This window comes from Micropruina sp. (assembly GCF_027492755.1).
Lineage (GTDB): Bacteria > Actinomycetota > Actinomycetes > Propionibacteriales > Propionibacteriaceae > Micropruina.
This window is the reverse complement of the sequence record NZ_JAPUED010000011.1, coordinates 1-21,258: the sequence shown is the minus strand read 5'-3', so window position 1 is coordinate 21,258 and position 21,258 is coordinate 1. Positions and strand designations below refer to the sequence as shown.

Genomic DNA, 21,258 nt, shown 5'->3' with positions numbered 1-21,258 from the left:
CATTACGAAGCCGCGAAAGCATTGGACTGGCAACTGCGAGCTTTTGGCGCAATTGACCGAGCCATGCTGGCGACTCCTCCGGCACAGCCGGTTGAATGGCGGCGCAGACATGCAGCGAAAGGAACCTGATGACCCCCAGCACGATCACCCAGGTCGAGGCCATCGTGACGAAGCCAGACAAGCACAACCTGGTGGTCGTGCGGGTCACCACCGATGCCGGCGTCTGGGGTCTCGGCTGCGCCACCTTCCAGTTCCGCCCATGGGCCGTCCGGAGCGCCGTCGACGACTACCTCCGGCCGCTGCTCCTGGGGCGTGACGCCAATGACATCGAGGACCTGTGGCACGTGATGCGCATGAGTTCGTACTGGCGCAACGGCCCGGTGCTCAACAACGCCATCGCGGGGGTCGATATGGCCCTGTGGGACGTCAAGGGAAAGCTGGCGGGGATGCCGCTGTATCAGCTTCTCGGCGGACGGTCGCGAACGGCCATCCCCGCCTACGCCCACGCGGTAGCCGACGATCTGGACGGCCTCTACACCCAGATCGACAGGCACCTCGCCGACGGTTATCGCCACGTCCGGGTCCAGTTGGGCTTCTACGGCGGTAATGCGACAGATCTGCAGGTGCCCGAGAACCCGCTGCCCGGCAGCTACTACGACCCGCGCCAGTACGCGGCCACCACGCTACGGCTGTTCAAGGCGGTCCGCGACCGCTACGGCGACGACATCGAGTTGCTGCACGACGTGCACGAGCGACTCAACCCGTCCGACGCGATCCGGTTCGCGAAAGAGTGCGAGCCTTTCGGCCTGTACTTCCTCGAGGACGTCCTGCCGCTTGAGCAGACCGCCTGGTACGAGAAGCTGCGGGCCCAGACATCGACCCCGACCGCAACGGGCGAACTGTTCAACAACCCCAAGGAGTGGGAGGAGCTCGTCGTGCGTCGCCAGATCGATTTCCTGCGCATTCATGTCTCGCAGATCGGAGGCATCACGCCTGCTCTCAAGGTGGCACACTTCGCCGATGCCATGGGCATCCGGCTGGCCTGGCACACGCCGTCCGACATCACTCCGGTCGGCTTGGCGGTCAACGCCCACCTGAACGTTCACCTGCACAACGCGAGCGTCCAGGAGAACCTCGACGTGCAGCCGAATACGGCGGCGGTGTTCGCGGGCTACCCGGTGCAATCCCGCGGGTTCCTGCGGCCTTCCGACGAGCCCGGCATCGGCGTCTCGTTCGACGTGGATGCGGCCGCCGAGTTCCCAGGGGTGTTCAAGGAGCACCCCTGGACCACCAGTCGCACCGCCGACGGCACGCTCGTCACCCCGTGACCAGGCGCTGCTCTCGACCTAGAGCCGCGCCTGGTGCACCTCACGGTCGAACCGGCTGATGTAGGACACCTCATAGTTCAGCGCGATCATCTCGCTGTGTGCGAAGACGCGACCGTCGGTCAGCACCCCGCGGCTATCGATGGCCATCGCCGGGGCTCCCCGGCGACACTCCAGGATGCTCGCGTCCTGTCGAGTCACGGTCACCGGCCGATAGCTCGTCATGTAGTGCGAGATGCGGTAGCCGGCCCCCTCCACGAAGCCCTGAACCGACTTCTCCAGAACGGCGTCCGACAAGGTCGGGAACATGGCTGCGGGCATCACCGTGCGCTCGATCTGGGAGCTCAGCCCGTCAATGATTCGCAGTCGGTCGAACTGCCAGATCTCACCACCGGAGGGCAGCTGAAAGAGGAGAGCCTCATCGGCGCTCGGGGACGTGCGGTTCAGGTGCAGCACGCGCGAGTCGATCTGTTCGTACGGCGTCCGGGTCATCGTGTTGTAGATCAGAGGATTCTTACGCAGGCCCTCGCGCACGTAGGTGCCCGAGCCCTGCGTGGAGCTGAGCGCTCCGATCAGCGTGAGGTTCTCGATCACCGCCTGAATGGTGAACCTCGAGACACCGTACTCACGCGCGAACTCCCGCTGGGTGGGCAGCTTCCCCGACGGCCATTGTTGGCGGAAGATGCGACTCAAGATGTCGGCCACGATGAAGTCGACCTTCTTGCCCATGAGCCACACCCAGATTCGTCCAGAGGAGCCGGTTCTTTGCGGACGAATCTAGACGATGCGCCCGTCGCCGCGATTGCGCCGCAAACAAGGATCCGGATCGGGCTGGTCAGTCCAGGCCCGATCCGGATCCTTGTTGTCAGCAGCGTCAGAACATCATCGCCAGACCGGGATCGGCCAGGATCGCCGCCACATCGCTGAGGAATTTCGACGCCAGCTCGCCGTCCACCAGCCGGTGGTCGAAGGTCAGCGAGAGCGTGCACACCGAACGGATCACCATCTGTTCGTCGGCACCCTTCCCGATCACCCACGGACGGCGGGCGATGGTGCCGAGGCACATGATCGCCGACTCGCCCAGATTGAGGATCGGCGTGCCGCCGTCCACCCCGAAGACACCCACGTTGGTGATGGTGAAGGTGCCGCCCTGCATGTCCTCGGCGGAGACCCTCCCGGACTTCGCCACCTGCACCATGTTGTGCAGCGCCTCGGCCAGCTGCAGCAAGTTCATCGTGTTCGCGTGCTTGATGTTCGGCACCAGCAGCCCGCGCGGGGTGGCCGCGGCGATCCCGAGGTTGACGTCCTCATTGCGGACGATCTCGGTAGCGGCCATGTCGAGGGTCGAGTTGATGTCGGGGTTGCGGGCGATCGCCAAGCAGGCGGCCTTGGCGAAGATCAGCAGCGGCGAGACCCGCAGGCCGGCGAACTCGCGGCGTGCCCGCAACCGCTCGACCAAGTCCATCGAGGCGGTCACGTCGGTCTGCATGATCACCGTGGCGGTGGGCACCTTGTACGACTCGGCCATGGTGCGGGCCATCTCGCGGCGGACGCCCTTGAGCGGCACCCGCGAGGTCGCCCCGGTCGGAGCCTCGGGAGCTCCGCGGGAGAGCACGGCAGCGGTGAGCACGTCGTCGGAGGTGATCGTGCCGCCCGGGCCGGTGCCGATCACCGCGTCCAGGTCGAGGCCGAGGTCGCGGGCCAGCCGGCGCACCGGCGGTTTGGCCAGCGCGCGCTTGGCGGCCGACGGCGGCTTGGGCGTCTTGCCCGGACGGGGCAGCGGCTCACCGCTGGCCTCGGCGCTGAGCGGTCCGGTGGTGGTCGACTGGTCGATCGGACGCGAGACCGGCTGGTCGGCGGCATACGAGTCGTGGACCTGGTCGGTGACCGGGCCGATCGGCTTGCCGACGCCGCCCGCGGTCTTGCGCGGACGCCGCGCCAGCGACGACGACTTCGTGCCATAGCCGACCAGGAACGCCTCGGATTCCGACGCAGGCTCCGCTGCGCTGGCCTGAGTGGCCGCCGCAGCCTCGGCCGGCTGCGCAGCCGGAGCCTCGGCGGGTTGCGCCGGCGGCGCGTCGGTCACGTCGGTCGGCGCCTGTGGCGCGGCAGGTGCGGCGACTCCGTCGTCGATGAGCACGATCGGGGCACCCACCTCGACCGTCGCGCCCTCGTCGACCATCAGCCGGGCGATCCGGCCGGCCCACGGCGAGGGCAGTTCCACGATCGACTTCGACGTCTCGATCTCGACCAGGATGTCGTTGACCTTCACCTCGTCGCCCTCGGCGACGACCCAGCGGACGATGTCGGCCTCGACCAGTCCCTCGCCGGGATCGGGCAGGTGGAATTCCTTCATCGCATTCTCCTCAGTAGGCCATGGATCGGTCGACGGCGTCGAGAACCCGATCGAGATCGGGCAGGTAGGCGGATTCCACCCGGCTGGGCGGATACGGAATGTCGTACCCGGTGACCCGCAGCACCGGCGCCTCCAGCGAGTAGAAGCATGCCTGTTGCAGCCGGGCGGCGATCTCGGAGCCCATGCCCAGCGTCATCGCCGCCTCGTGGACCACGATCGCCCGTCCGGTCTTGGTGACAGACTCGATCACGGTGGGCATGTCCAGCGGTGCAAGCGAGCGCAGGTCGATCACCTCGATGTTGTGGCCCTCTTCGCCGGCGGCGAGCGCGGCCTCGACGCAGGTGCGCACCATCGGTCCGTAGGTGATCAGGGTGAGGTCGTCACCAGGCTTCACGACGCGCGCCTGGAACAACGGCATCGGCTCGATCTCGGTGTCGACCTCGCCCTTCTCGTGATAGCGCCGCTTGGGCTCGAAGAACACGATCGGGTTGTTCGAGGCGATGGCCTGCTGCATCATCCAGTAGGCGTCCAGCGGGTTCGAGCAGGTGACCACCTTCAGGCCCGGGGTATGCGCGAAATAGGCTTCCGGCGACTCGGAATGATGCTCGATCGCCCCGATGCCGCCGCCGTAGGGAATGCGGATCACGATCGGCATCTTCAGGTGCCCGTGGGTGCGGTAGTAGAGCCGCGACACCTGCGAGACGATCTGGTCGTAGGCCGGGTAGACGAAGCCGTCGAACTGGATCTCGACGACCGGACGGTAGCCGCGCATCGCCAGGCCGACCGCGGTGCCGAGAATGCCCGATTCGGCCAGCGGCGAGTCGATCACCCGATCGGGGCCGAAATCACGCTGCAGGTGCTCGGTGATCCGGAACACGCCGCCGAGCTTGCCGATGTCCTCGCCGGCCAGCAGCACCTTGGGGTCGGCCTCCAACGCACGGCGCAGGCCGGCGTTGAGCGCCTTCGCGAGAGTCATGGTCGCCATCAGAACGCCTCCTGCACCTGGACGTGGGTCTCGTCATCGGCGTCGGCGTCCGGATGATCGGCGAAGCCGGCCTCGTACTCGAGGTACTCGTCACGTTGCTCGAGCAACACCTCGCCCGGGTCGATCACCGTGTGCTCGAAGAACTCCTCCAGGGTCGGCTCGCGCAGCGTCAGGCAGCCTTCCCGGACGCGGACCGCCAGCTCTTCGCATTCGGCGTCCACGGCGTCGAGCCAGACCTGATCGATGGCACCGCGGTTCTGCAGATAGGTCTGCACCCGGCTGATCGGGTCGCGCTGGCGCCAATGCTCGGTCTCGTCGTTGCTGCGGTACTTGGTCGGGTCGTCCGAGGTGGTGTGGGCACCCATCCGGTAGGTGTAGGCCTCGATCAGCGCCGGGCCCTTACCGCGCCGGGCGCGGTCGAGCGCCCAACTGGTGACGGCGTGTACGGCGAGGACGTCGTTGCCGTCGACCCGGACGCCGGGGAAACCGAAGCCGGACGCCCGGCGGTACAGCGGGATCTTCGACTGCAGCGCGATCGGTTCGGAGATCGCCCACTGGTTGTTCTGGCAGAAGAACACCACCGGGGCGGTGTACGAGGCGGCGAAGATGAACGCCTCGTTGACGTCGCCCTGGCTCGTCGCGCCGTCGCCGAAATAGACCATCGCGGCACCGTTGGCATCGGGGTCGGCGTTGCCCACCAGACCGTCGCGTTGCAGGCCCATCGCATAGCCGACGGCGTGCAGCGTCTGGGTGCCGATCACGAAGCTGTAGACGTGCATGCCCGGGATGTCGTTGGCCCACGGCGCCATCGCGGTGCCCCGGAAGGTGCTCAGCATCTCGACCGGGTCGACCCCCAGGTGCAGGGCGATCGCGTGCTCGCGGTAAGAGGGAAAGACGTAGTCAGGCAGCCGGGTGGCGCTGGCCGAGCCGACCTGGGCGGCCTCTTGACCCAGCGCCGGCGGCCACAGGCCGAGCTCACCCTTGCGCTGCAGCGCCGTCGCCTCGCTGTCGAAGCGGCGGGCCAGGATCATCTCGCGCAGGTAGCCGGCGATGGTCTCGTCGCTGCCCTCGAAGCTGAAGTCGGGGTGCTGAACGCGCTCACCGTCGGGGGTGAGGAGCTGGACGAAGTCATCTACAGCGGGTTCGGACACGTCGGATCCTTTCGGGTCGCACGAACCGGGAAATTCTGCATGCGCTGCGCCAACTTACCGGTTACGTAACCGTAGGTCAAAGGTCGCTGCGCGGCGCCGGCGGATGGTTGCTGGTCGATCACGAGCGGCGTCAGGCTCCTCTCCGCGGGCCTCCTCGCCCGCGTTGCCCATCCTCCACCTCACGGCGTCCGGGGTCGAGACCCCGCGCCACGGTGTCGTCGCGACGACCAAGTTGGTGCCACCCTCCTGCCCTTCGCGCGCCACGAGCCCGACTGTCGCCACGGGTGCGACCGAAACGCGGCCCCATCAACCATCAGCACAGCTTCACGGTGATGAAGAAATCAGCGCTGGTGCTAACGAGTGGGTGGGGCCAGGCTGGGACCCAGATCAACTTGGAGGAGGCCGTGATGACAGGCATCGAGTTCGTGCTCGCGGTGGCGATCTTCATTCCCGTGGCGTGGCAATTGGAGGTCACCCATCGGCGCACCCGCGATCTGCCCCGCATCCCGTTCGGAGCGGACGCCGAATCCGAGGCGTCCGCCGAATACCGCCGACAGATCGCCGAACTCCGGCAACTGAGTCAGCTGTCCACCCACTCCGACCGGGACAGATGACCAGCGCACCATGTCGCCGTCACACTGGCGCGGGCGGCGACGACCGCGCGAGGTTGGATGCGGGTCGCGCTCTGGATCGCCGCGCTCGCGATCGCCGCATTGCCCGCGCTTCTCTTTGTGGAGGCGCGGCCGGCGTCACCGCAGTCCGAGTCATCTGAGCCAACGGACCGGTCGGCACGCCGCAACCATGAAGCAGCGCTGGCGCTTCAGCGTCCATTCGGTTGTCGCTTCACCTTGTGCTCTACGGTGGCGCTCATGATGGATCTTCAGCGACTCAGGATCTATCGCGCGGTGGTCGCCGCCGGCTCCATCCAGGGCGCGGCGGCCAACCTGGGCTACACGCCGTCCGCGGTCAGTCAGCAGGTGGCGGCGCTGAGCCGTGAAACCGGTTTGGCGCTGATCGGCAAAGCCGGACGTGGCATCGAACCCACCGACGCGGGGCTCGAACTGGTGGCCGCGGCCGAGCGGCTGTTCGGCGAGCTCGCGGAGGTCGAGGCACGGGTGTCCGATCTGCGCGAAGGGCGAGCCGGCTCACTCAGCATGGCCTACTTCACGTCCGCTGCGATGGCGTGGATCCCAGGCATCGTGCGCCGGGTGCTGGCCGAGCACCCCCGCTTGCGGCTCGATCTGCGCGTCCTGGAGCTGCCCACCGGGGAGAGTGAACACGTCGACGTCGAGGTGCTGGTGGGATCGCGCGACTTCGCCGCCCCGCCGGGCTTCCACTCCCACCATCTCCTGGATGAGCCGTACGTCGCCGTGCTGCCGCAGAACCACCCCCTCGCCGGACGCGATGAGGTCGCCCTGGCCGAACTCGCCGGCGAGCGGTGGATCGCGCATGACTCGGAGGAGTCCTGGTGCGTGATCAACCTGCACCGGGCCGCCGTATCGGCCGGGTTCTCCCCGCCCTACTCGGTGCGGACGGCGAACCACCCCACCGCGATCGCCTTCGTCGCCGCCGGCATCGGCCTCGCCGTGATGCCACGTCTGTGCACCGTCGACCTGCCGGCCGGCGTCGCGGGCGTGACGGTAACCAATCCCACACCCACACGCTCCATCCACCTGATGGTGCGGCGGGCGGTCGAGTCCTCCCCCGCCGTCCAACTCGTGGTCGGCGGACTGCTCGCCGCAGCGCGGGCGGCGTCCGAGGTTTCGCCACGCTCGACCACCGAATCCCAGCGCTCGCCGAACTATTCAGGGCTCGCCGAATTCGGCGAGCCCTGAGTAGTTCGGCGAGCCGGATGGTGGGGGTCTGCGACACTCTGGCTCAATCTGCCGTCCGCGCTAGAGAAGGCCATACAGTCCCATCGTGGATCCGATCAGAAACCCGTACGCGCCGGGCGCCGGCCAGCGGCCGCCCGAGTTGGCCGGACGCGACCCGCAGCTGGAGGCGTTCCGCTTCGTCATCGAACGCATCGCTCGGGGACGTCCGGAGCGCTCCATCGTGCTGGTCGGACTGCGCGGAGTCGGCAAGACCGTGCTGCTCAACGCGACCCGGTCGCTGGCCGTCCGTGCCGGCTGGGGCACCGGGAAGCTGGAGGCCCGCCCTGACCAGGGCATTCGGCGTCCGCTCGGCGCGGCGCTGCACATGGCGATCCGCGAACTCGGCCATCCGGACGCCACCGCCGTCCTCTCCACGCTCAAGGCGTTCGTGGAACGTGCGGCGCCGCCCAACACCAAAGCTTACGACCGGTGGAACTCCGGTATCAGCGCGCCGTCCATCGCCGGCCGGGCCGACTCGGGTGACATCGAGATCGACCTGGTCGAACTGCTGACCGACGTGGCCGGACTGGCCGCTGACCAGGGCAAGGGCGTCGCGGTGTTCATCGACGAGATGCAGGATCTGGGTGCCGACGACGTCTCGGCGCTCTGTGCGGCCTGCCACGAACTGGGCCAGCAGAGCCTGCCGCTGATCGTCGTGGGCGCCGGGCTGCCGCATCTGCCGGCGGTGCTGAGCGCGTCCAAGTCGTACTCGGAGCGGCTGTTCGCCTACGCCCGGATCGACCGGCTGGATCGTGAGTCGGCCGATCTGGCGCTGGTCGCGCCGGCCGCGGACGAGGGTGCCGCGTTCACCCCCGAGGCACTGGACGCCATGTACCGGGTCACCGGCGGCTACCCGTACTTCGTTCAGGCCTACGGCAAGGTGGTCTGGGACCTGGCGCCGAGCTCACCGATCACCGCCGAGGACGTCGCGGTCGCCGCCCCCGAGGCCGAGCACGAACTCGCGGTCGGCTTCTTCGGCTCCCGGCTGGAACGGGCCACGGCCGCCGAGCGGGAATACCTGCGGGCGATGGCGGACGCCGATGCCGACGACACCGGCACCGTGCCGTCCGCACTGGTCGCCCAGACGCTGGGCCGCAAGCCGCAGTCCCTCTCCCCCGCCCGCGACGCGCTGATCAAGAAGGGCTTGATCTACGCCAGCGAGCGGGGCCGGATCGCGTTCACCGTGCCGCACTTCGGACGCTTCCTGCGCGCCCAGGCCGAAGCGGCCTGAGCGTCCGCCGGCCGCGCGGACTGGTCCGCCAGGTCGAGCTTCGTGGAGACCTCGGCAGTGGCCGTGCGTCCAACGGAACGGCATGCTGAACCAGTGGAAGCCGAACACGTCGTCATCCTGCTGACCGCCGTCCTGTTGTGCGTCGCCGCGACATCGGCACTGAGCGGGCTGATCCGGGTCGCCGCCCCCCTGCTGCTGGTGGTCATCGGTGGGGTGGTCGGATTCCTGCCCGGCGTGCCGAGCCTGGAGGTCGATCCCGAATGGATCCTGATCGGCGTGCTGCCACCCTTGCTGTTCTCGGCTGCGGCCTCCATGCCGGCGATGAGTTTCCGCCGGGAGTTCCGCTCGATCGCGGGCCTGTCGGTGGTGTTGGTCGTACTCAGCAGCCTGTTGCTGGGCTGGTTCTTCAGCGCCAGCCTGGACATCTCGCTGGCCTGGGGCATCGCGCTGGGTGCCATCGTCAGCCCCACCGACGCCGTCGCCACCGCGATCGCCCGCCGGGTCGGCGTCCCGCAGCGGGTGCTCACCATGCTGGAGGGCGAGAGCCTGCTCAACGACGCCAGCGCGCTGGTGCTACTACGTTCGGCGATCGCCGCCGCGGCCGGCGGCATCGCGCTCGGTGGAGTGGTCCTGGACTTCCTGTGGGCGGTGACCGCCGCGGCGCTGATCGGATTCGGGGTCGGCTGGCTGCACCTGTGGCTGCGCTCCAAACTCACCGAAACCGCTCCCTCGACCGTCATCTCCTACGCGGCGCCGTTCATGGCCGCTGTTCCCGCTGAGCAGCTGGGGGCGTCCGGTTTGGTCGCCGCGGTGGTGGCCGGGCTGATCTCCGGCTACGGCGCGCCGCGGCTGCTCTCACCGTGGGCCCGGCTCTCCGATTCGCAGAACTGGAAGACCGTCGAGTTGGTGCTCGAGAGCGGCATCTTCCTGCTGATGGGCCTGCAACTGCACGGCCTGATCACCCATTCCGATCACAATCACAGCACCGCCCTCACCGTGGCCTGGGTGGCGGCGGTGGGTTGGCTGGGGTCGGTGCTGATCCGTGGCGTCTATGTGGTGAGCCTGGTCACCGGCATGTCGCGACGCACCCAGCGCCGGCTCAGTCGTCAGGAACGCATGAACCTGTGGGCCGACTATCTGGAACAACGGTTGGCGAACCCCGACGCCGTCCCCGAACCTCCGCTCATCGCCGGGCAACCGATAGCCGCCGACCCACGACGGGCCGCCGCCATGCGCAAGCGGGCCGAGAAGGCGGCCGCCGGCCAGGGGCGCCGGTCGCCCTGGAGTACCGAGCGGATCACCCAGGTGCTCACCCGGGTGCGGCGCGAGCGTGCCACCATCGACTACCTGGTCAGCAACCCGATCGGACCGCGCGAGGGTGGCCTGCTGGTCTGGGCCGGAATGCGCGGCGCGGTCTCGCTGGCCGCCGCCCAGACACTGCCGTCCGATACCCCGGGACGGCCGATGCTGTTGCTGGTCGCCTTCGCGTTGGCCGGTGGTTCGCTGCTGGTGCAGGGCGCCACGCTGCCGCTGGTGGTGCGCTGGTTGAGCCGTCCGGCCACCGACGAGGACCGCCAGGGTGACGCCGACGAGCGGGACCGGCTGTTCGATCTGATGCGGCAGACCGCCGAGCAGGAACGTGCCCGCGAATCCGGACGCGGGCTGAAGCGGGTCGAGCTCGACGTGCTGCAAGCACAGCGGATGGCGCTGCTGGACGCCCGCGACGACGGTGTCTTCGACGCCGAGGTGCTCAGCCACGCCTTGGCCGTGGTGGACGCCGAGCAGATCGGGCTCGAACTGCGCGGCTCACCCGAGGACGGCTGAGGGGCGGATCAGTCCTCGTCGAAGTCGACGTCGTGGTGATCGAAGTCCGCCACTCCGCGCTTCCAGTAGCCGTCGACCACCAACTGCTTCTTGGCCAGTCCGAGTTCGTGGCGGAAGTACCGCCGGATCGGCCGCAACGCGTTGGTCTCGCCGGCAATCACGACGAACAGCGAAGCCAGGTCGTCGGGAAGGGGGCAGTCGCGCAACGCGGTCTCGAGCGGACTGAGATGGCCCTCTCCCACCTGCGCCGAGGTCCGGTGCACCCAGTGCAGATCCAGTTCGGCGACGCCTTTCAGCGCCAACTCGTCGGACGCGGCCGCGACCTCCACCACGGCGGTCACCCGGCAGCCGGACGGCGCCTCCTCAATGATCCGGGCGATCATCGGCAGCGCGGTCTCGTCGCCGGCGACGAGATAGTGCGGATAGTTCTCGGGCAGGAACCAGTGCGCGCTCGGACCGTTGACGACCAGCAGGTCCCCGGGGGCGGCAGTGCGCGCCCACCGACCCGCGACACCGTGCTCGTGCAGCACGAACTCGAGGCTCAGTTCACTGGTGTCGGGATCCCAGGCCCGGACGGTGTAGTCACGATGGATGGGATCGCCCGAGCCTTCGAGCACCCACTCGTGGTCGGCGCCCTCCCGGTAGGCGACCAACTCGCCCGTCTCGGGGTTCGGGAAAAAGGCCCGGACATGGTCGAGCGGGGCGAACCTCGCGAACGGGAATCCGCCGGCCAGGTCGTCGCCGACCAGGGTGATCCGGCGGTACCGCCGGGTCAGATCCTCGACCCTCGCCACCCGCAGGTCGCGGCGGACCACCCGCTCGTGGAAATGCAGCTTGAGCTCACCGGTCCGGTTCGGTCCGGTGAATGTCCGCTTGCGCGCCATCAGGGTTCTCCTCTTCGTTGGCTTGGGTGTCTTGGTCGGGTCGAGCGTCGCTGTTCGAGCGTGGCCGGCGCGGGTCGAGCGGGACGACAGTGGGCGTCCCGGTGACCGGATCAGGCAGGACGAGCGCCCGCAGCTCGAACACCTCGTCGATCAGTTCGGCGGTGATGATCTCGGCGGGCGCGCCGGTGGTCACCACGTCGCCGTCCCGCATCACGATCAGGTGGTCGGCGTAGCGGGCGGCCTGATTCAGGTCGTGCAGCACGGCGACGACCGTCTTGCCGTCGAGGTGGAAGGTCCGTAGCAGCTCCAGCAGCTCGTACTGGTGGGCGATGTCGAGGAACGTGGTCGGCTCGTCCAGCAGCAGGATCGGCGTCTGCTGGGCGAGCAGCATGGCCACCCACACCCGCTGCCGCTGCCCGCCGGACAGTTCGTCGACCAAGCGTCCGGAGAGTTCGGTCAGCCGGGTAGCCGCGAGGGCAGCCGCCACGGCGTCCTCGTCGGCACGGCTCCACTGCGCGAACAGCCCTTGATGCGGGGCTCGCCCGCGGGCCACCAGATCGGCGACCCGGATTCCCTCCGGCGCCAGGGACGTCTGCGGCAGCAGTCCCAGGACGCGGGCGACCTCCTTGGGGCGGTAGCTGCCGATCGTCCGGCCGTCCAGCAACACCGCGCCGGAGACCGGGGTGAGCACCCGGGCGAGCGCCCGGAGCAGCGTCGACTTCCCGCAGCCGTTGGGGCCGATGATCGCGACGAACGCGCCGTTCGGGATCTGCACGGAGAGCCGCCGCGAGACGACCCGGCGGTCGTAGCCGATCGTCGCCTCGACGACCCTGACCCGCCCGGGTGCGCCTCCTGTCGGTTTCATCGGGACGTTCGCTGTCATCGCAGGCCTCCGTGGCGTCGGGCTTCCCGGATCAGCAGCCAGACCAGGTACCCGCCGCCGAAGCAGACGGTGTACAGACCGACCGGAATCGCGGCGTACATCTCGGCCACGGCCAGGCTGATGAGGTGCGCGCAGGCCAGCAGAGCCGCCCCCATCGCGGCTGACGCCAGCAGGCTCACCCCGGGCGACCGGGTCAGCCGGCGGGCCAACTGCGGCGCAACCAGAGCGACGAAACCGATCGGGCCGGCCGCCGCCGTCACCAGCGCGACGGTGGCGACGCCGACGATCATCAGGGACAGCCGTGCCGCAACCAGCCGGGTACCGAGGGTGACCGCGAGGTCGTCGCCGAGTTCGAGTCGTTTCAGGGCCGGCGACAGCAGGATCGCCGCCACGATGATTGCGGCGGCGAGCATCAGCGAAGGCGTCAGGATCGGCCAGCTCAGGTGACCGAGTCCACCCGCTCCCCAGAAGCCGACGGTCATCGCGTCCACGATGTCGGCACGGGTGATCAGATAGGCGTTCAGCGAACCGAGCAGAGCCGACACACCGATCCCGACGATGATCAGCCGGAAGCCCTGGACGCCGCGCCTGTAGGCGAGTGCGAACACAACCAGCGCGGTCGCCAGGCCACCGACGAGGGCTGCGGCGGCCAACGTCCAGCGGCCGGACGACCCCACCACCAGGATCATCACGACTACGGCCGTGTAGGCACCGGTGTCGAAGCCGATCACATCGGGGGAACCGAGCGGGTTGCGGGTCAGCGACTGGAAGATGGCGCCGCCGATGCCCAGCACGGCACCGAACAGCACCGCAGCCACGGCCAGCGGAAGCCGCCACTCCAACACGACGGTGCGCGGAAAGTCCGCCCCGCCGCCGGAGAGCGCTTGGTAGACCTCAGCCAGGCTGATCGGGTACTTCCCGATCGTGATGGCAACGACGGCGGACGCAGCGGCCAGCGCGAACAGCACCAATGACACCGCCACCACCCGAAGCGGGAGATTCGCGGAGAGCGGACCGAGCCGGATCGCCCGGGTCGCCCGCCCGAAGTCGACCGGCGTGGGGCTCTCGGCGGCGTCCCGGGCTGTCACAGACCACTCACGTTCCGCCGACGGACCAGGGCGATCAACACCGGCGCGCCGATCACGGCGGTGACGATCCCCGCCTCGATCTCGCCCGGTCGGCCGGCGACGCGTCCGATCACATCGGACAACAGCACCAGGGCGGACGCCGCAGGCGCCGAATAGGCGATGATCCAGCGTTGGTCCGGCCCGGTGAACCAGCGGACGATGTGCGGCACCATCAGTCCGACGAAAGCCAGGCCTCCGGTCAGTGCGGTGGCTGTGCCGGCCAGCAGGGTGATCGACACGATGCCGAGGATCCTGGTTCGCAGCATCCGGGTGCCCAGCGAGGCAGCCAGGTCGTCGCCGAGGGCGAGCGAGTTGAGCGAACCGGCGAGGACGAAGGCGATCAACAGCCCGGCCGCCAGGAACGGCGCGACGCCCAGGGCTTCGGGAAGCTCGGTGCGGTCGATCGAGCCGAGGCCCCAGTTTCGCACCGCTTGGAACACCTGGGGATTGAGCAGTTCCAGCATGGTGGAGAATCCGGTGAGCACCGCGCCCAGGGCGACGCCGGCCAGCACCAGCGCCTCCGGAGTGGTCGAGCCGCGTCCTGCCGAACCGATCAGGTAGACCAGCAGCGTCGCGACAGCCGCCCCGGCGAACGCGAACCAGACGTAGTCGGTGACGCTGGTCAGACCCAGCACGCCGGCGCCGAGGGTGACGGCGAAACCCGCCCCCGCGTTGACACCCAGAATCCCAGGATCGGCCAGCGGGTTGCGGGTCAAGGCCTGGATCAGAGCCCCGGCCACGCCGAAGGCTGCCCCGACGATGATGCCGACCACGGTGCGAGGCCCGCGCAGCCCCCAGACCACGGCGGACGCGGTGGAATCGTCGTGCGTCCACAACCCGTGCCACACCTCGGCGATGGACAGCGGATTGGATCCGATCGCGAGGCTCAGCATCGCCGCGCCGCCCAGTGCCGCCAGGAGCACCGCGAGCCCGAGGGCTCGTCGCGGGGCGCTGGGGACTGAGGGTACGCCGGGGTCGCGGACCGACCGAGCAGCCCGGCGTGTCTGAGCAGGCACCGTCACCTGACCGAGCGGGAACTAGCCGAGCGTGCTCGATAGCGGCGGCACGATCTTGTCGAGGAACCAGGGCACGCTCAGCGCCGACGGCCAACTCACCGCCCAGCCGAGTTCCTTCTCCACACTGAGATCGATCAGGGCGTACCGCTTCTGCGCGATGGCCGGCACCGTCGCGAACGTCGGAGTTTTCAGCAGCTTGTCGAATTGGGCTTTCGGCGACGCGATCAGCACGACGTCGGCATCCATCAGGGCGTAGTTCTCGGCGCTGAGCACCAGGTTCTCGCGGCTGAACTTCGACGCCGACGGCGCCTCGGCGAAGCCGAGCTTGGCGAACAACTCGGAGGTCGGCGAGCCCTGGAACGAGCGGAAGGTCAGCTTCTCGTTGCCCTGCAGCCACAGCACGAACGCCAGTGACTTTCCCCGGAACTCGGGGTGCGCCTGAGCCGCCTCGTCGACTTTGGCGTCCACGTCGGAGATGACCAACTCGGCCCGCTTGGACAGGTCGAGGGTCTTCCCGATCAACCGGACCGTCTCCTGCCAGGTGATGTCCCAACTCGGTTTCTCGACCGTGAGCACGGGGGCGATGGTTGCCAGCTTCGGGTAAGCGTCCTCGATGATCCCGGCGCCGGTCTGCACGGCGATGATCAGATCGGGCTTGCTCGCAGCGATGTCCTCGACCGGGATGCTGTCGGTGACCTCGCCGCGGCGTTCGATCTTCTTCGAGCCGGCGGTCGTGGTCCATTCGTAGGACGCCTGCCAGTCGTCGGCCCACACCGGCGTCACGCCGAGCGCCAAGGTGTTGTCGAGATCGTTGGCGGCGGTCGCGATCGCGATCCGCTCCGGTCGCTTCTGCAGGGTCGTCTTTCCCCAGGCCGAGTCCAGGGTCAGGGGATAGGTCGTGGTCCCCTCCGCCGCCGGCAGCCGGCTGCTGGCCGGCGACGCGGCCGGCGCGGACGGGGTGCTCGACGGCGCCGCGGCCGGTGCACCGCAGCTCGCCAGGGCACCCAGGGTGATCACCGCCATGAATGCGGCAATCCAGCGTCGTCGCAACGTCCCGATCCTCATTCGATTACCTCATCTCGTTCGTTGCCGTTCAGTCACCCCGGGGACCCCGGGGGTCGGTCGCCAAGCCAAGGAGATGGCGATTCCGGGCGCGATCCGCCACAACTCTAAGGTTAGGATTGCCTAACATATGTCAGCTGAATGGTCAGTTGGTTGTCACCGAGCGAACGGAAGGTCGGGCGTCCATGCTGGTCAGCGTTCCGCCGGCGATTCCGCGAACCTGCAAGAGCGAGCCAGGCCGGCTGGACGAGTACCTGACGCTCTGGGTCAGCACCGGCACCGCTCACCTGCGGGACGAGGGCGGTCGGGAGTACCGGATTGATGCCGGCACGGTCATCTGCGTTCCGCCCGGCACCGAGCACGACGTCTGGACCGAGCCGGGCACGCTGGTCATTCCGGCGTGGTCGACCGTGCCCCCCGTGGCCGCCGCCGCGGAGAAGATCACACCCTTCCCGATCGCGGACCGGGATCGACCCCGGCTGCTGGAACGCTACAGCCGGTGGGCGTGGGACGACTCGCCGGTACTCGCGGGCGCGGAACCCCTCACCCCGGACCTCGGCGTCGGGCCCGAGGCGGGCGGCGCTCGGCCTGCGCCGAGCCGTCCCCCTATGCCTGTTGTGGGGCCGGCGCGACGGGTGGCGACGGAACTCGGCCGCCGGCCCGCCTCGGACCGCAGCCTGGATGAGTGGGCCGCTTGGGCGGCATGCAGCCCAAGCACGCTGAAACGAAGCTTCCTGGCTCAGACCGGATCGACGTTCGCACACTGGCGACAGCTGACCCGACTGGCCGTCGCGGCCGAACTGCTGGCTGCGGGGTGGCCGGTCGGACGGGTCCGCACCGAGGTCGGATTCGGCTCGCGCGGGGGCTTCTCCGACGCCTTCCGGGTGCGCTACGGAGTCCCGCCCCGCGAGTTCGGTGCGCACACCGCATGGACGGGGGATGCGTCGCCGTCGCGTCCGCTCGTCGGCCCCCGTGAGGCCGAGGCCGAGGACCGACTGCTACCGGACAACGTGATGCTCTGGGTGCGGGCCGGAGAGTTGCGAGCGCGCTACGCCGAGCGGCCCTGGGTCGGACGCGCGGGTGACGTCGTCTGGTTGCCCGCGGGTTCCACGGTGGAGAACGCACCGGATGCCTCGGTGCCGCTGAGCACCTTGTGCACGGGATGCGTCCAGTTGGACCGGCCGCGCCGCGCCCGGTTCTCACCCGCGTGGCGCGACTGGCTGCTGTGGGCGTCGGTGAGCACCAACAGCCTGTTGAAGTCCGAGGAGCACCGCGGACGAGTGCCGGCGCTGGAACGAGTCTTCCACAGCCACGTGATCGAGGCGTTCACCGCGCAGCGCGCCATCGAACGCGCTCGCGGGGTGCCGATGCCTCAGGACGACGACGCCAAGGCTGCGGCCGCCGCTCTTCTGCGCGCCATGGGCACGGCGTCCGAGAGCGGCACCCATGACGTGCCCGCCAAGTTGCATCAGACGTTCCGGCGGGAGACCGGCATGACGTTCGCGAGCTGGCAGCATGCGGCCCGCATGCGTCTCGCTCGTCACCTGCTCCAGAGCGGGCACCCAAGCGGCGTGGTCGCCGCGCGAGTGGGGTACTCGATGGTGTCGAACTTCAGCCGCGCCTTCAGCCGCTTCCACGGTGTCGGTCCCCGCGAATTCCAGCAACTGGAGGGACCGGACGAGATCCTGGCGGCCGGCTGAGGCGACCCCTCGACCCCGGACTCGAGGCTCGGGAACCCCGGCCTCACTGCAACGTCGCCGCCGGCGGCTGCGTGGTGGAGGCATGAGCACCTCTCGATTCTCACTGTGGGTACCTGCTGTGCTGCTCTCCTCGGTGGTCGGCCTGGTCGGCTGCACCCAGACGAGCCCCTCCTACTCCGCGCCCGAATCGGGACCCGCCGGAGACGGACCGGTGCCGGCCGCGACGATGGCGCCATCCGAGGCCGGGCCGGCCACCGATCGCCAGGTGGCCCGCACCGCCGCGCTGTCGTTGCGCTGTGCCGACCTGAACGCGACCGCCGAGCAACTGCGACAGCTGGCTGAGAGCATGGGCGGCTATGTGTCGTCCGAGTCGATCTGGACCAGCGCGAACACCGCCAGCGGCAACTCGCGGATCGTGTTCAGCGTGCCCAGCGAGAACCTCGACCGGTTCCTGACCGAGGCCGCGAAACTCGGCGAACTGGTCACCCGGTCGGTGACCGCGCGCGACGTCACCGAGCAGGTGGTCGACGTGGATGCCCGGATCCGTACCCTGCGTGAGTCGATCAGCCGGATCCGGGCGCTGATGGACAAGGCCGGCTCGGTCAGCGAGATCGCCAAGGTCGAGGAGGAACTCACCCGGCGGCAGTCCGAGCTGGAGTCGCTGCTGGCCAAGCAGAAGGCGCTGAAGAACCAGGTGGAGCGGGCGCCGGTGACCGTGACGCTGCTCAGGACCGGGCAGTCCGACACTCCGCAGAACCCGCTGCTGATCGGCCTCATCCAGGGCTGGGAGGCGCTGCAGAACTCGGTCGCGGCGCTGTTCGTGCTGATCGGCGGATTGCTGCCGTTCGCCCTGGTGGCCGGCGTGATCGGCTGGCCGATCGTGCGTCGCTACCGGCGCCGGGCCGCCGCGCGGAAAGCGGCCTCTGCTGAGCCTCGCTCGGACGCCGCGGGCGAGGCTCGGGCGTCAGGCGAATCGGCAGGTGAGCAGCCCGAGCCCGCCGACCACGACGGTGGCGATCAGTCCGAGCAGCACGGGTCGGACGCCGGCCCGGCGTAGCACGGAGAGGTGCAGCGAGGTGCCGAGGGCGAACATCGCCGCCGCCAGCAGTCCGGTCTGCAGCAGGCTCGCCAACTGCAGCACCGGCGGCGGTAGAACGCCCAGGCTGCGGATCCCGACGGCCGCCAGGAATCCGACCACGAACAGCGGCACCAGCGGCTGCTTGCCGGCTGCCGCGCCGCCGCCGCCGCGTTGCCCGATCGAGATGGCGGCCAGCACCGGCGCCAGCAGCAGCACCCGGGCCAGCTTGACGACGACGGCGACTTTGAGCGCGGGTTCGCCGATGATGCCGGCAGTGGCGATCACCTGCGCCACCTCGTGCACCGATGCCCCCGCCCAGATGCCGGCGGAGGTCGCGTCCAGCCCGAGCAGCGCGGACGCCGCCGGCAGCACGGCGATCATCGCCGTGCCATAGGCGACCACGAGTGCCACCGCGGTCGCGGTCTCGTCGCTGCTGCGCCGCCGCAACACGCCTTCCGCACCGGCCACCGCGGCTGCTCCGCAGATCGAAAAGCCGCAGGCGATCAGCAGCGACTGGGTACGGCTCACCCCGAGCAGCCGTCCGGCCAGCAGGGTGGCCGCGATGCCGCCGGCGACCACGACCAGCACTCCGATCAGCACCGGCCAGCCCAGCCCGGCGATGTCGGCGACGGACAGTTGCAGGCCCAGCAGCACGACCCCGAGCCGGAGCAGCCGTCGCGACGCGATCTGGACGCCGGGCGCGACCGCTTCATCGAAGCCGCCGCGTCCGCCGATGACGTTGGCGACCACGGCGCCCAGCACGATCGCCACCAGCAACGGGCTGACGGCCGGCACCAGTTGCTGACCGACCAGGGTCAGTCCGGCTGCGCCACAGCAGAGCGCCAACCCGGGCAAGGGCGAGCCGCCGCGACGGTGCTGCCCTCGCCGCGGCGGACGGACATCGGCCTGCCGGATCGGAGAGGGTCTCTGCTGTGGCACACCTCTACCTTCCGCCGTCCAGCCATATCTGAGTAGACGGCAATTTCGCATGACAGTCATACGATGTCGATATGACCGTGGAGTTTCCGCCGCATCGCTACCCGCCGGTGACCGATCTCGCCGTGCTGGTCGCCGCCGTCGAGCATGGCGGTGTGGGAGCGGCCGCCCGTGCCCTCGGCATGGCGCAACCGAACGCCAGTCGTGCGCTGCGCCGGCTGGAACGCCTGCTGCGGCTTGAGCTGCTGACCCGCAGCGCCACCGGCACCGTCCCCACCCGGGACGGCGCGCTCGTCGTCGACTGGGCGCGGCGGGTGCTCGAGGCGAACCAGCAACTGCTGCTGGGTGCCGCGGCGATCGGACGCGGTCACGCCGGCAGCGTCCGGGTGGCCGCCAGTCAGACCATCGCCGAGGAGTTGTTGCCGCGCTGGCTCGCGGCGCTGCGTGCCGAGCACCCGGGGGCCGACGTCGCGTTGACCGTGGCCAACTCCCAGGAGGTCGGACGGCTGCTCAGCGCCGGCACCACGCTGGGTTTCGTGGAGAGTCCGGATCTGCCCGACAGCCTTGTGGTGCCGGTGACCACCCGTGAGATCGCCACCGACCGGCTGGTGGTGGTCGTAGCACCCGGCCATGAGTGGGCGCGACGCACCCGGCCGGTGCCACTGGCGGAACTGGTCGAGACGCCTCTGGTGGTTCGGGAACCCGGATCGGGCACCCGGATCGCGCTGGAGCGCGTCCTCGGTGGACTGCCCACCGCGGCACCTGCCCTGGAGTTGGCCAGCAACGCCGCGGTCCGGGTGGCGGTGATCGCCGGGGCCGCTCCGGCGGTGCTCAGTGAGCACGCGGTGCAGGCTGCGGTGAGCGCGGGCGAACTGCGCGCGGTGATGGTGGACGGCCTGGTCGTGGAGCGTCCGCTGCGGGCGGTCTGGCCGGTGGAACCTCCGCTGTCGGCGCTGGGCCAGCGACTGGTGCAGCTCGCGATCGAGTTGGAGCGGGATCGGAGGACTCCGGCGTCCAGGCCGGCCCTCGACCCGGGCTGGGGAATCTAGACCGCCCGGAACTGTTCGGCGATCGCCTGGAGCTCGCCGTAGTGCCGGCGCCAGCCATCGGCGTCCAGGTCGGGCAGGTTGTCGACGCGCGGCAACAACCCGGCCGCCCCGTCGATGTACTCGCGAATGATGTCGGCCTGGCCGACGTGACGTTGGGTCTCGGCGATCACGTGCACCAGCACCTGGTGCAGTGTCACGTCGCCACGTTCGCCCCACCACGGGACATGGCCCGGCGCGTCCAGGTCGAGGGCCGCCACTGTCGCGGCGGTGTGCCGGCCCGCGCTGTGGTACAGCTCGATGAACTGCTCGCGGGTCTCATCGGCGGTCGCGTACAGGTCGGCGTTGGGCGGCTGACCCTCATCGAACCAAGGCATCGGAATGCCACAGGGCCGCCCCATCACCTCACCGAGGTAGCCCAACTCGATGCTGGCCAGGTGTTTCACCAGCCCCAGCAGGTTGGTTCCGGTCGGTGTCATCGGACGCCGCACGTCGTACTCGCTCAGCCCGTCCAGCTTCCAGAGCATCGCCTCGCGGCCGCGCTCGAGATAGCTCAACAGCACTTCCTTGGGTTGCATGGGAGCACCTCCTGGTCCCCAGGCTGCCACGCGCCGCCGACAGAAGTTGGGCCGGCACCCGAGCCGGACCTGCCGAACCAGGTGACCAAGAGAACCGTCCCCTCGGTCACCGGGGACGGTTCTTCCGGTCACCGGACGACCGGTGCGGAGGTGGAACGAAAAGAACCGTCCCTTCGGTCCAGAGGTGGAACGAAAAGAACCG

General features: G+C 69.2%; 19 protein-coding genes. 8 read left to right on the top strand and 11 right to left on the bottom strand.

Going from position 1 to position 21,258, the window contains the following annotated elements; translation table 11 throughout:
- Positions 1–128: 128 nt before the first annotated feature.
- Positions 129–1,328 carry an enolase C-terminal domain-like protein gene (locus Q0066_RS00580; RefSeq protein ID WP_298129022.1) on the top strand — a complete coding sequence of 400 codons (1,200 nt, stop codon included), beginning with the start codon at positions 129–131 and terminating at the stop codon, positions 1,326–1,328.
- 18 nt (positions 1,329–1,346) lie between these two features.
- On the opposite strand, the gene Q0066_RS00575 is transcribed toward Q0066_RS00580, so the two are convergent.
- The 4 genes from Q0066_RS00575 to Q0066_RS00560 form a co-directional block, all read right to left on the bottom strand.
- Positions 1,347–2,054: a GntR family transcriptional regulator gene (locus Q0066_RS00575; RefSeq protein ID WP_298129020.1), complete on the bottom strand. Its 708-nt coding sequence runs from the start codon at positions 2,052–2,054 to the stop codon at positions 1,347–1,349.
- A 145-nt stretch (positions 2,055–2,199) separates the two neighbouring features.
- Positions 2,200–3,666: a dihydrolipoamide acetyltransferase family protein gene (locus Q0066_RS00570; RefSeq protein WP_298129039.1), complete on the bottom strand. Its 1,467-nt coding sequence runs from the start codon at positions 3,664–3,666 to the stop codon at positions 2,200–2,202.
- Between the two features lie 25 nt (positions 3,667–3,691).
- The gene (locus tag Q0066_RS00565) at positions 3,692–4,666 is read right to left on the bottom strand and encodes an alpha-ketoacid dehydrogenase subunit beta (RefSeq protein ID WP_298129018.1); all 975 of its coding nucleotides are present in this window, start codon (positions 4,664–4,666) and stop codon (positions 3,692–3,694) included.
- Positions 4,666–5,817 carry a thiamine pyrophosphate-dependent dehydrogenase E1 component subunit alpha gene (locus Q0066_RS00560; protein WP_298129016.1) on the bottom strand — a complete coding sequence of 384 codons (1,152 nt, stop codon included), beginning with the start codon at positions 5,815–5,817 and terminating at the stop codon, positions 4,666–4,668. The genes Q0066_RS00565 and Q0066_RS00560 overlap by 1 nt, the downstream gene beginning before the upstream one ends.
- Before the next feature lie 407 nt (positions 5,818–6,224).
- Between Q0066_RS00560 and Q0066_RS00555 the strand changes: the two genes are divergently transcribed.
- The 4 genes from Q0066_RS00555 (at position 6,225) to Q0066_RS00540 (ending at position 10,746) form a co-directional block, all read left to right on the top strand.
- On the top strand, positions 6,225–6,431 hold the full coding sequence (locus tag Q0066_RS00555; protein ID WP_298129014.1) for a hypothetical protein: 207 nt from the start codon (positions 6,225–6,227) through the stop codon (positions 6,429–6,431).
- A gap of 255 nt (positions 6,432–6,686) precedes the next feature.
- The gene (locus tag Q0066_RS00550; protein WP_298129011.1) at positions 6,687–7,652 is read left to right on the top strand and encodes a LysR family transcriptional regulator; all 966 of its coding nucleotides are present in this window, start codon (positions 6,687–6,689) and stop codon (positions 7,650–7,652) included.
- Positions 7,653–7,737: 85 nt separating this feature from the next.
- The gene (locus Q0066_RS00545) at positions 7,738–8,922 is read left to right on the top strand and encodes an ATP-binding protein (protein WP_298129008.1); all 1,185 of its coding nucleotides are present in this window, start codon (positions 7,738–7,740) and stop codon (positions 8,920–8,922) included.
- Positions 8,923–9,015: 93 nt separating this feature from the next.
- Positions 9,016–10,746, top strand: coding sequence for a cation:proton antiporter (locus tag Q0066_RS00540; RefSeq protein WP_298129005.1), 1,731 nt, complete (start codon positions 9,016–9,018; stop codon positions 10,744–10,746).
- An 8-nt stretch (positions 10,747–10,754) separates the two neighbouring features.
- Here the strand turns inward: Q0066_RS00540 and Q0066_RS00535 are convergent, their stop codons facing one another.
- The 5 genes from Q0066_RS00535 to Q0066_RS00515 all read right to left on the bottom strand — a co-directional run bounded on the left by Q0066_RS00535 (position 10,755) and on the right by Q0066_RS00515 (position 15,721).
- Positions 10,755–11,630: a siderophore-interacting protein gene (locus Q0066_RS00535; RefSeq protein ID WP_298129002.1), complete on the bottom strand. Its 876-nt coding sequence runs from the start codon at positions 11,628–11,630 to the stop codon at positions 10,755–10,757.
- The gene (locus Q0066_RS00530) at positions 11,587–12,495 is read right to left on the bottom strand and encodes an ABC transporter ATP-binding protein (protein WP_298128997.1); all 909 of its coding nucleotides are present in this window, start codon (positions 12,493–12,495) and stop codon (positions 11,587–11,589) included. The genes Q0066_RS00535 and Q0066_RS00530 overlap by 44 nt, the downstream gene beginning before the upstream one ends.
- A 14-nt stretch (positions 12,496–12,509) precedes the next feature.
- Positions 12,510–13,601 (bottom strand): iron chelate uptake ABC transporter family permease subunit, encoded by a 1,092-nt coding sequence (locus tag Q0066_RS00525; RefSeq protein ID WP_298128993.1) that lies wholly within the window; start codon positions 13,599–13,601, stop codon positions 12,510–12,512.
- Complete coding sequence (locus Q0066_RS00520) at positions 13,598–14,563, bottom strand: iron chelate uptake ABC transporter family permease subunit (protein ID WP_298128990.1); 966 nt, start codon at positions 14,561–14,563, stop codon at positions 13,598–13,600. The genes Q0066_RS00525 and Q0066_RS00520 overlap by 4 nt, the downstream gene beginning before the upstream one ends.
- 114 nt (positions 14,564–14,677) lie before the next feature.
- Complete coding sequence (locus Q0066_RS00515) at positions 14,678–15,721, bottom strand: ABC transporter substrate-binding protein (RefSeq protein WP_298128988.1); 1,044 nt, start codon at positions 15,719–15,721, stop codon at positions 14,678–14,680.
- A gap of 182 nt (positions 15,722–15,903) precedes the next feature.
- Here Q0066_RS00515 and Q0066_RS00510 point away from each other — a divergent pair, with 182 nt between their 5' ends.
- Positions 15,904–17,418, top strand: coding sequence for a helix-turn-helix domain-containing protein (locus Q0066_RS00510; protein WP_298128983.1), 1,515 nt, complete (start codon positions 15,904–15,906; stop codon positions 17,416–17,418).
- A gap of 82 nt (positions 17,419–17,500) precedes the next feature.
- Complete coding sequence (locus Q0066_RS00505) at positions 17,501–18,475, top strand: DUF4349 domain-containing protein (RefSeq protein WP_298128980.1); 975 nt, start codon at positions 17,501–17,503, stop codon at positions 18,473–18,475.
- Here the strand turns inward: Q0066_RS00505 and Q0066_RS00500 are convergent.
- Positions 18,383–19,435 (bottom strand): putative sulfate exporter family transporter, encoded by a 1,053-nt coding sequence (locus tag Q0066_RS00500; RefSeq protein WP_298128978.1) that lies wholly within the window; start codon positions 19,433–19,435, stop codon positions 18,383–18,385. The two genes, Q0066_RS00505 and Q0066_RS00500, sit on opposite strands and share 93 nt — an antisense overlap.
- A gap of 71 nt (positions 19,436–19,506) precedes the next feature.
- On the opposite strand from Q0066_RS00500, the gene Q0066_RS00495 reads away from it, so the two are divergent.
- On the top strand, positions 19,507–20,481 hold the full coding sequence (locus tag Q0066_RS00495) for a LysR substrate-binding domain-containing protein (RefSeq protein WP_298128975.1): 975 nt from the start codon (positions 19,507–19,509) through the stop codon (positions 20,479–20,481).
- Here the strand turns inward: Q0066_RS00495 and Q0066_RS00490 are convergent.
- Positions 20,478–21,056 (bottom strand): DinB family protein, encoded by a 579-nt coding sequence (locus Q0066_RS00490; protein ID WP_298128973.1) that lies wholly within the window; start codon positions 21,054–21,056, stop codon positions 20,478–20,480. The genes Q0066_RS00495 and Q0066_RS00490 overlap by 4 nt on opposite strands.
- Between the last annotated feature and the right edge of the window lie 202 nt (positions 21,057–21,258).

Coding starts and splice junctions, on each gene's coding strand:
- Q0066_RS00580 (WP_298129022.1), top strand. CDS start 129: ATGACCCCCAGCACGATCACCCAGGTCGAGGCCATCGTGACGAAGCCA.
- Q0066_RS00575 (WP_298129020.1), bottom strand. CDS start 2,054: ATGGGCAAGAAGGTCGACTTCATCGTGGCCGACATCTTGAGTCGCATC.
- Q0066_RS00565 (WP_298129018.1), bottom strand. CDS start 4,666: ATGGCGACCATGACTCTCGCGAAGGCGCTCAACGCCGGCCTGCGCCGT.
- Q0066_RS00555 (WP_298129014.1), top strand. CDS start 6,225: ATGACAGGCATCGAGTTCGTGCTCGCGGTGGCGATCTTCATTCCCGTG.
- Q0066_RS00550 (WP_298129011.1), top strand. CDS start 6,687: ATGATGGATCTTCAGCGACTCAGGATCTATCGCGCGGTGGTCGCCGCC.
- Q0066_RS00535 (WP_298129002.1), bottom strand. CDS start 11,630: ATGGCGCGCAAGCGGACATTCACCGGACCGAACCGGACCGGTGAGCTC.
- Q0066_RS00530 (WP_298128997.1), bottom strand. CDS start 12,495: ATGAAACCGACAGGAGGCGCACCCGGGCGGGTCAGGGTCGTCGAGGCG.
- Q0066_RS00515 (WP_298128988.1), bottom strand. CDS start 15,721: ATGAGGATCGGGACGTTGCGACGACGCTGGATTGCCGCATTCATGGCG.
- Q0066_RS00510 (WP_298128983.1), top strand. CDS start 15,904: ATGCTGGTCAGCGTTCCGCCGGCGATTCCGCGAACCTGCAAGAGCGAG.
- Q0066_RS00505 (WP_298128980.1), top strand. CDS start 17,501: ATGAGCACCTCTCGATTCTCACTGTGGGTACCTGCTGTGCTGCTCTCC.
- Q0066_RS00495 (WP_298128975.1), top strand. CDS start 19,507: ATGACCGTGGAGTTTCCGCCGCATCGCTACCCGCCGGTGACCGATCTC.
- Q0066_RS00490 (WP_298128973.1), bottom strand. CDS start 21,056: ATGCAACCCAAGGAAGTGCTGTTGAGCTATCTCGAGCGCGGCCGCGAG.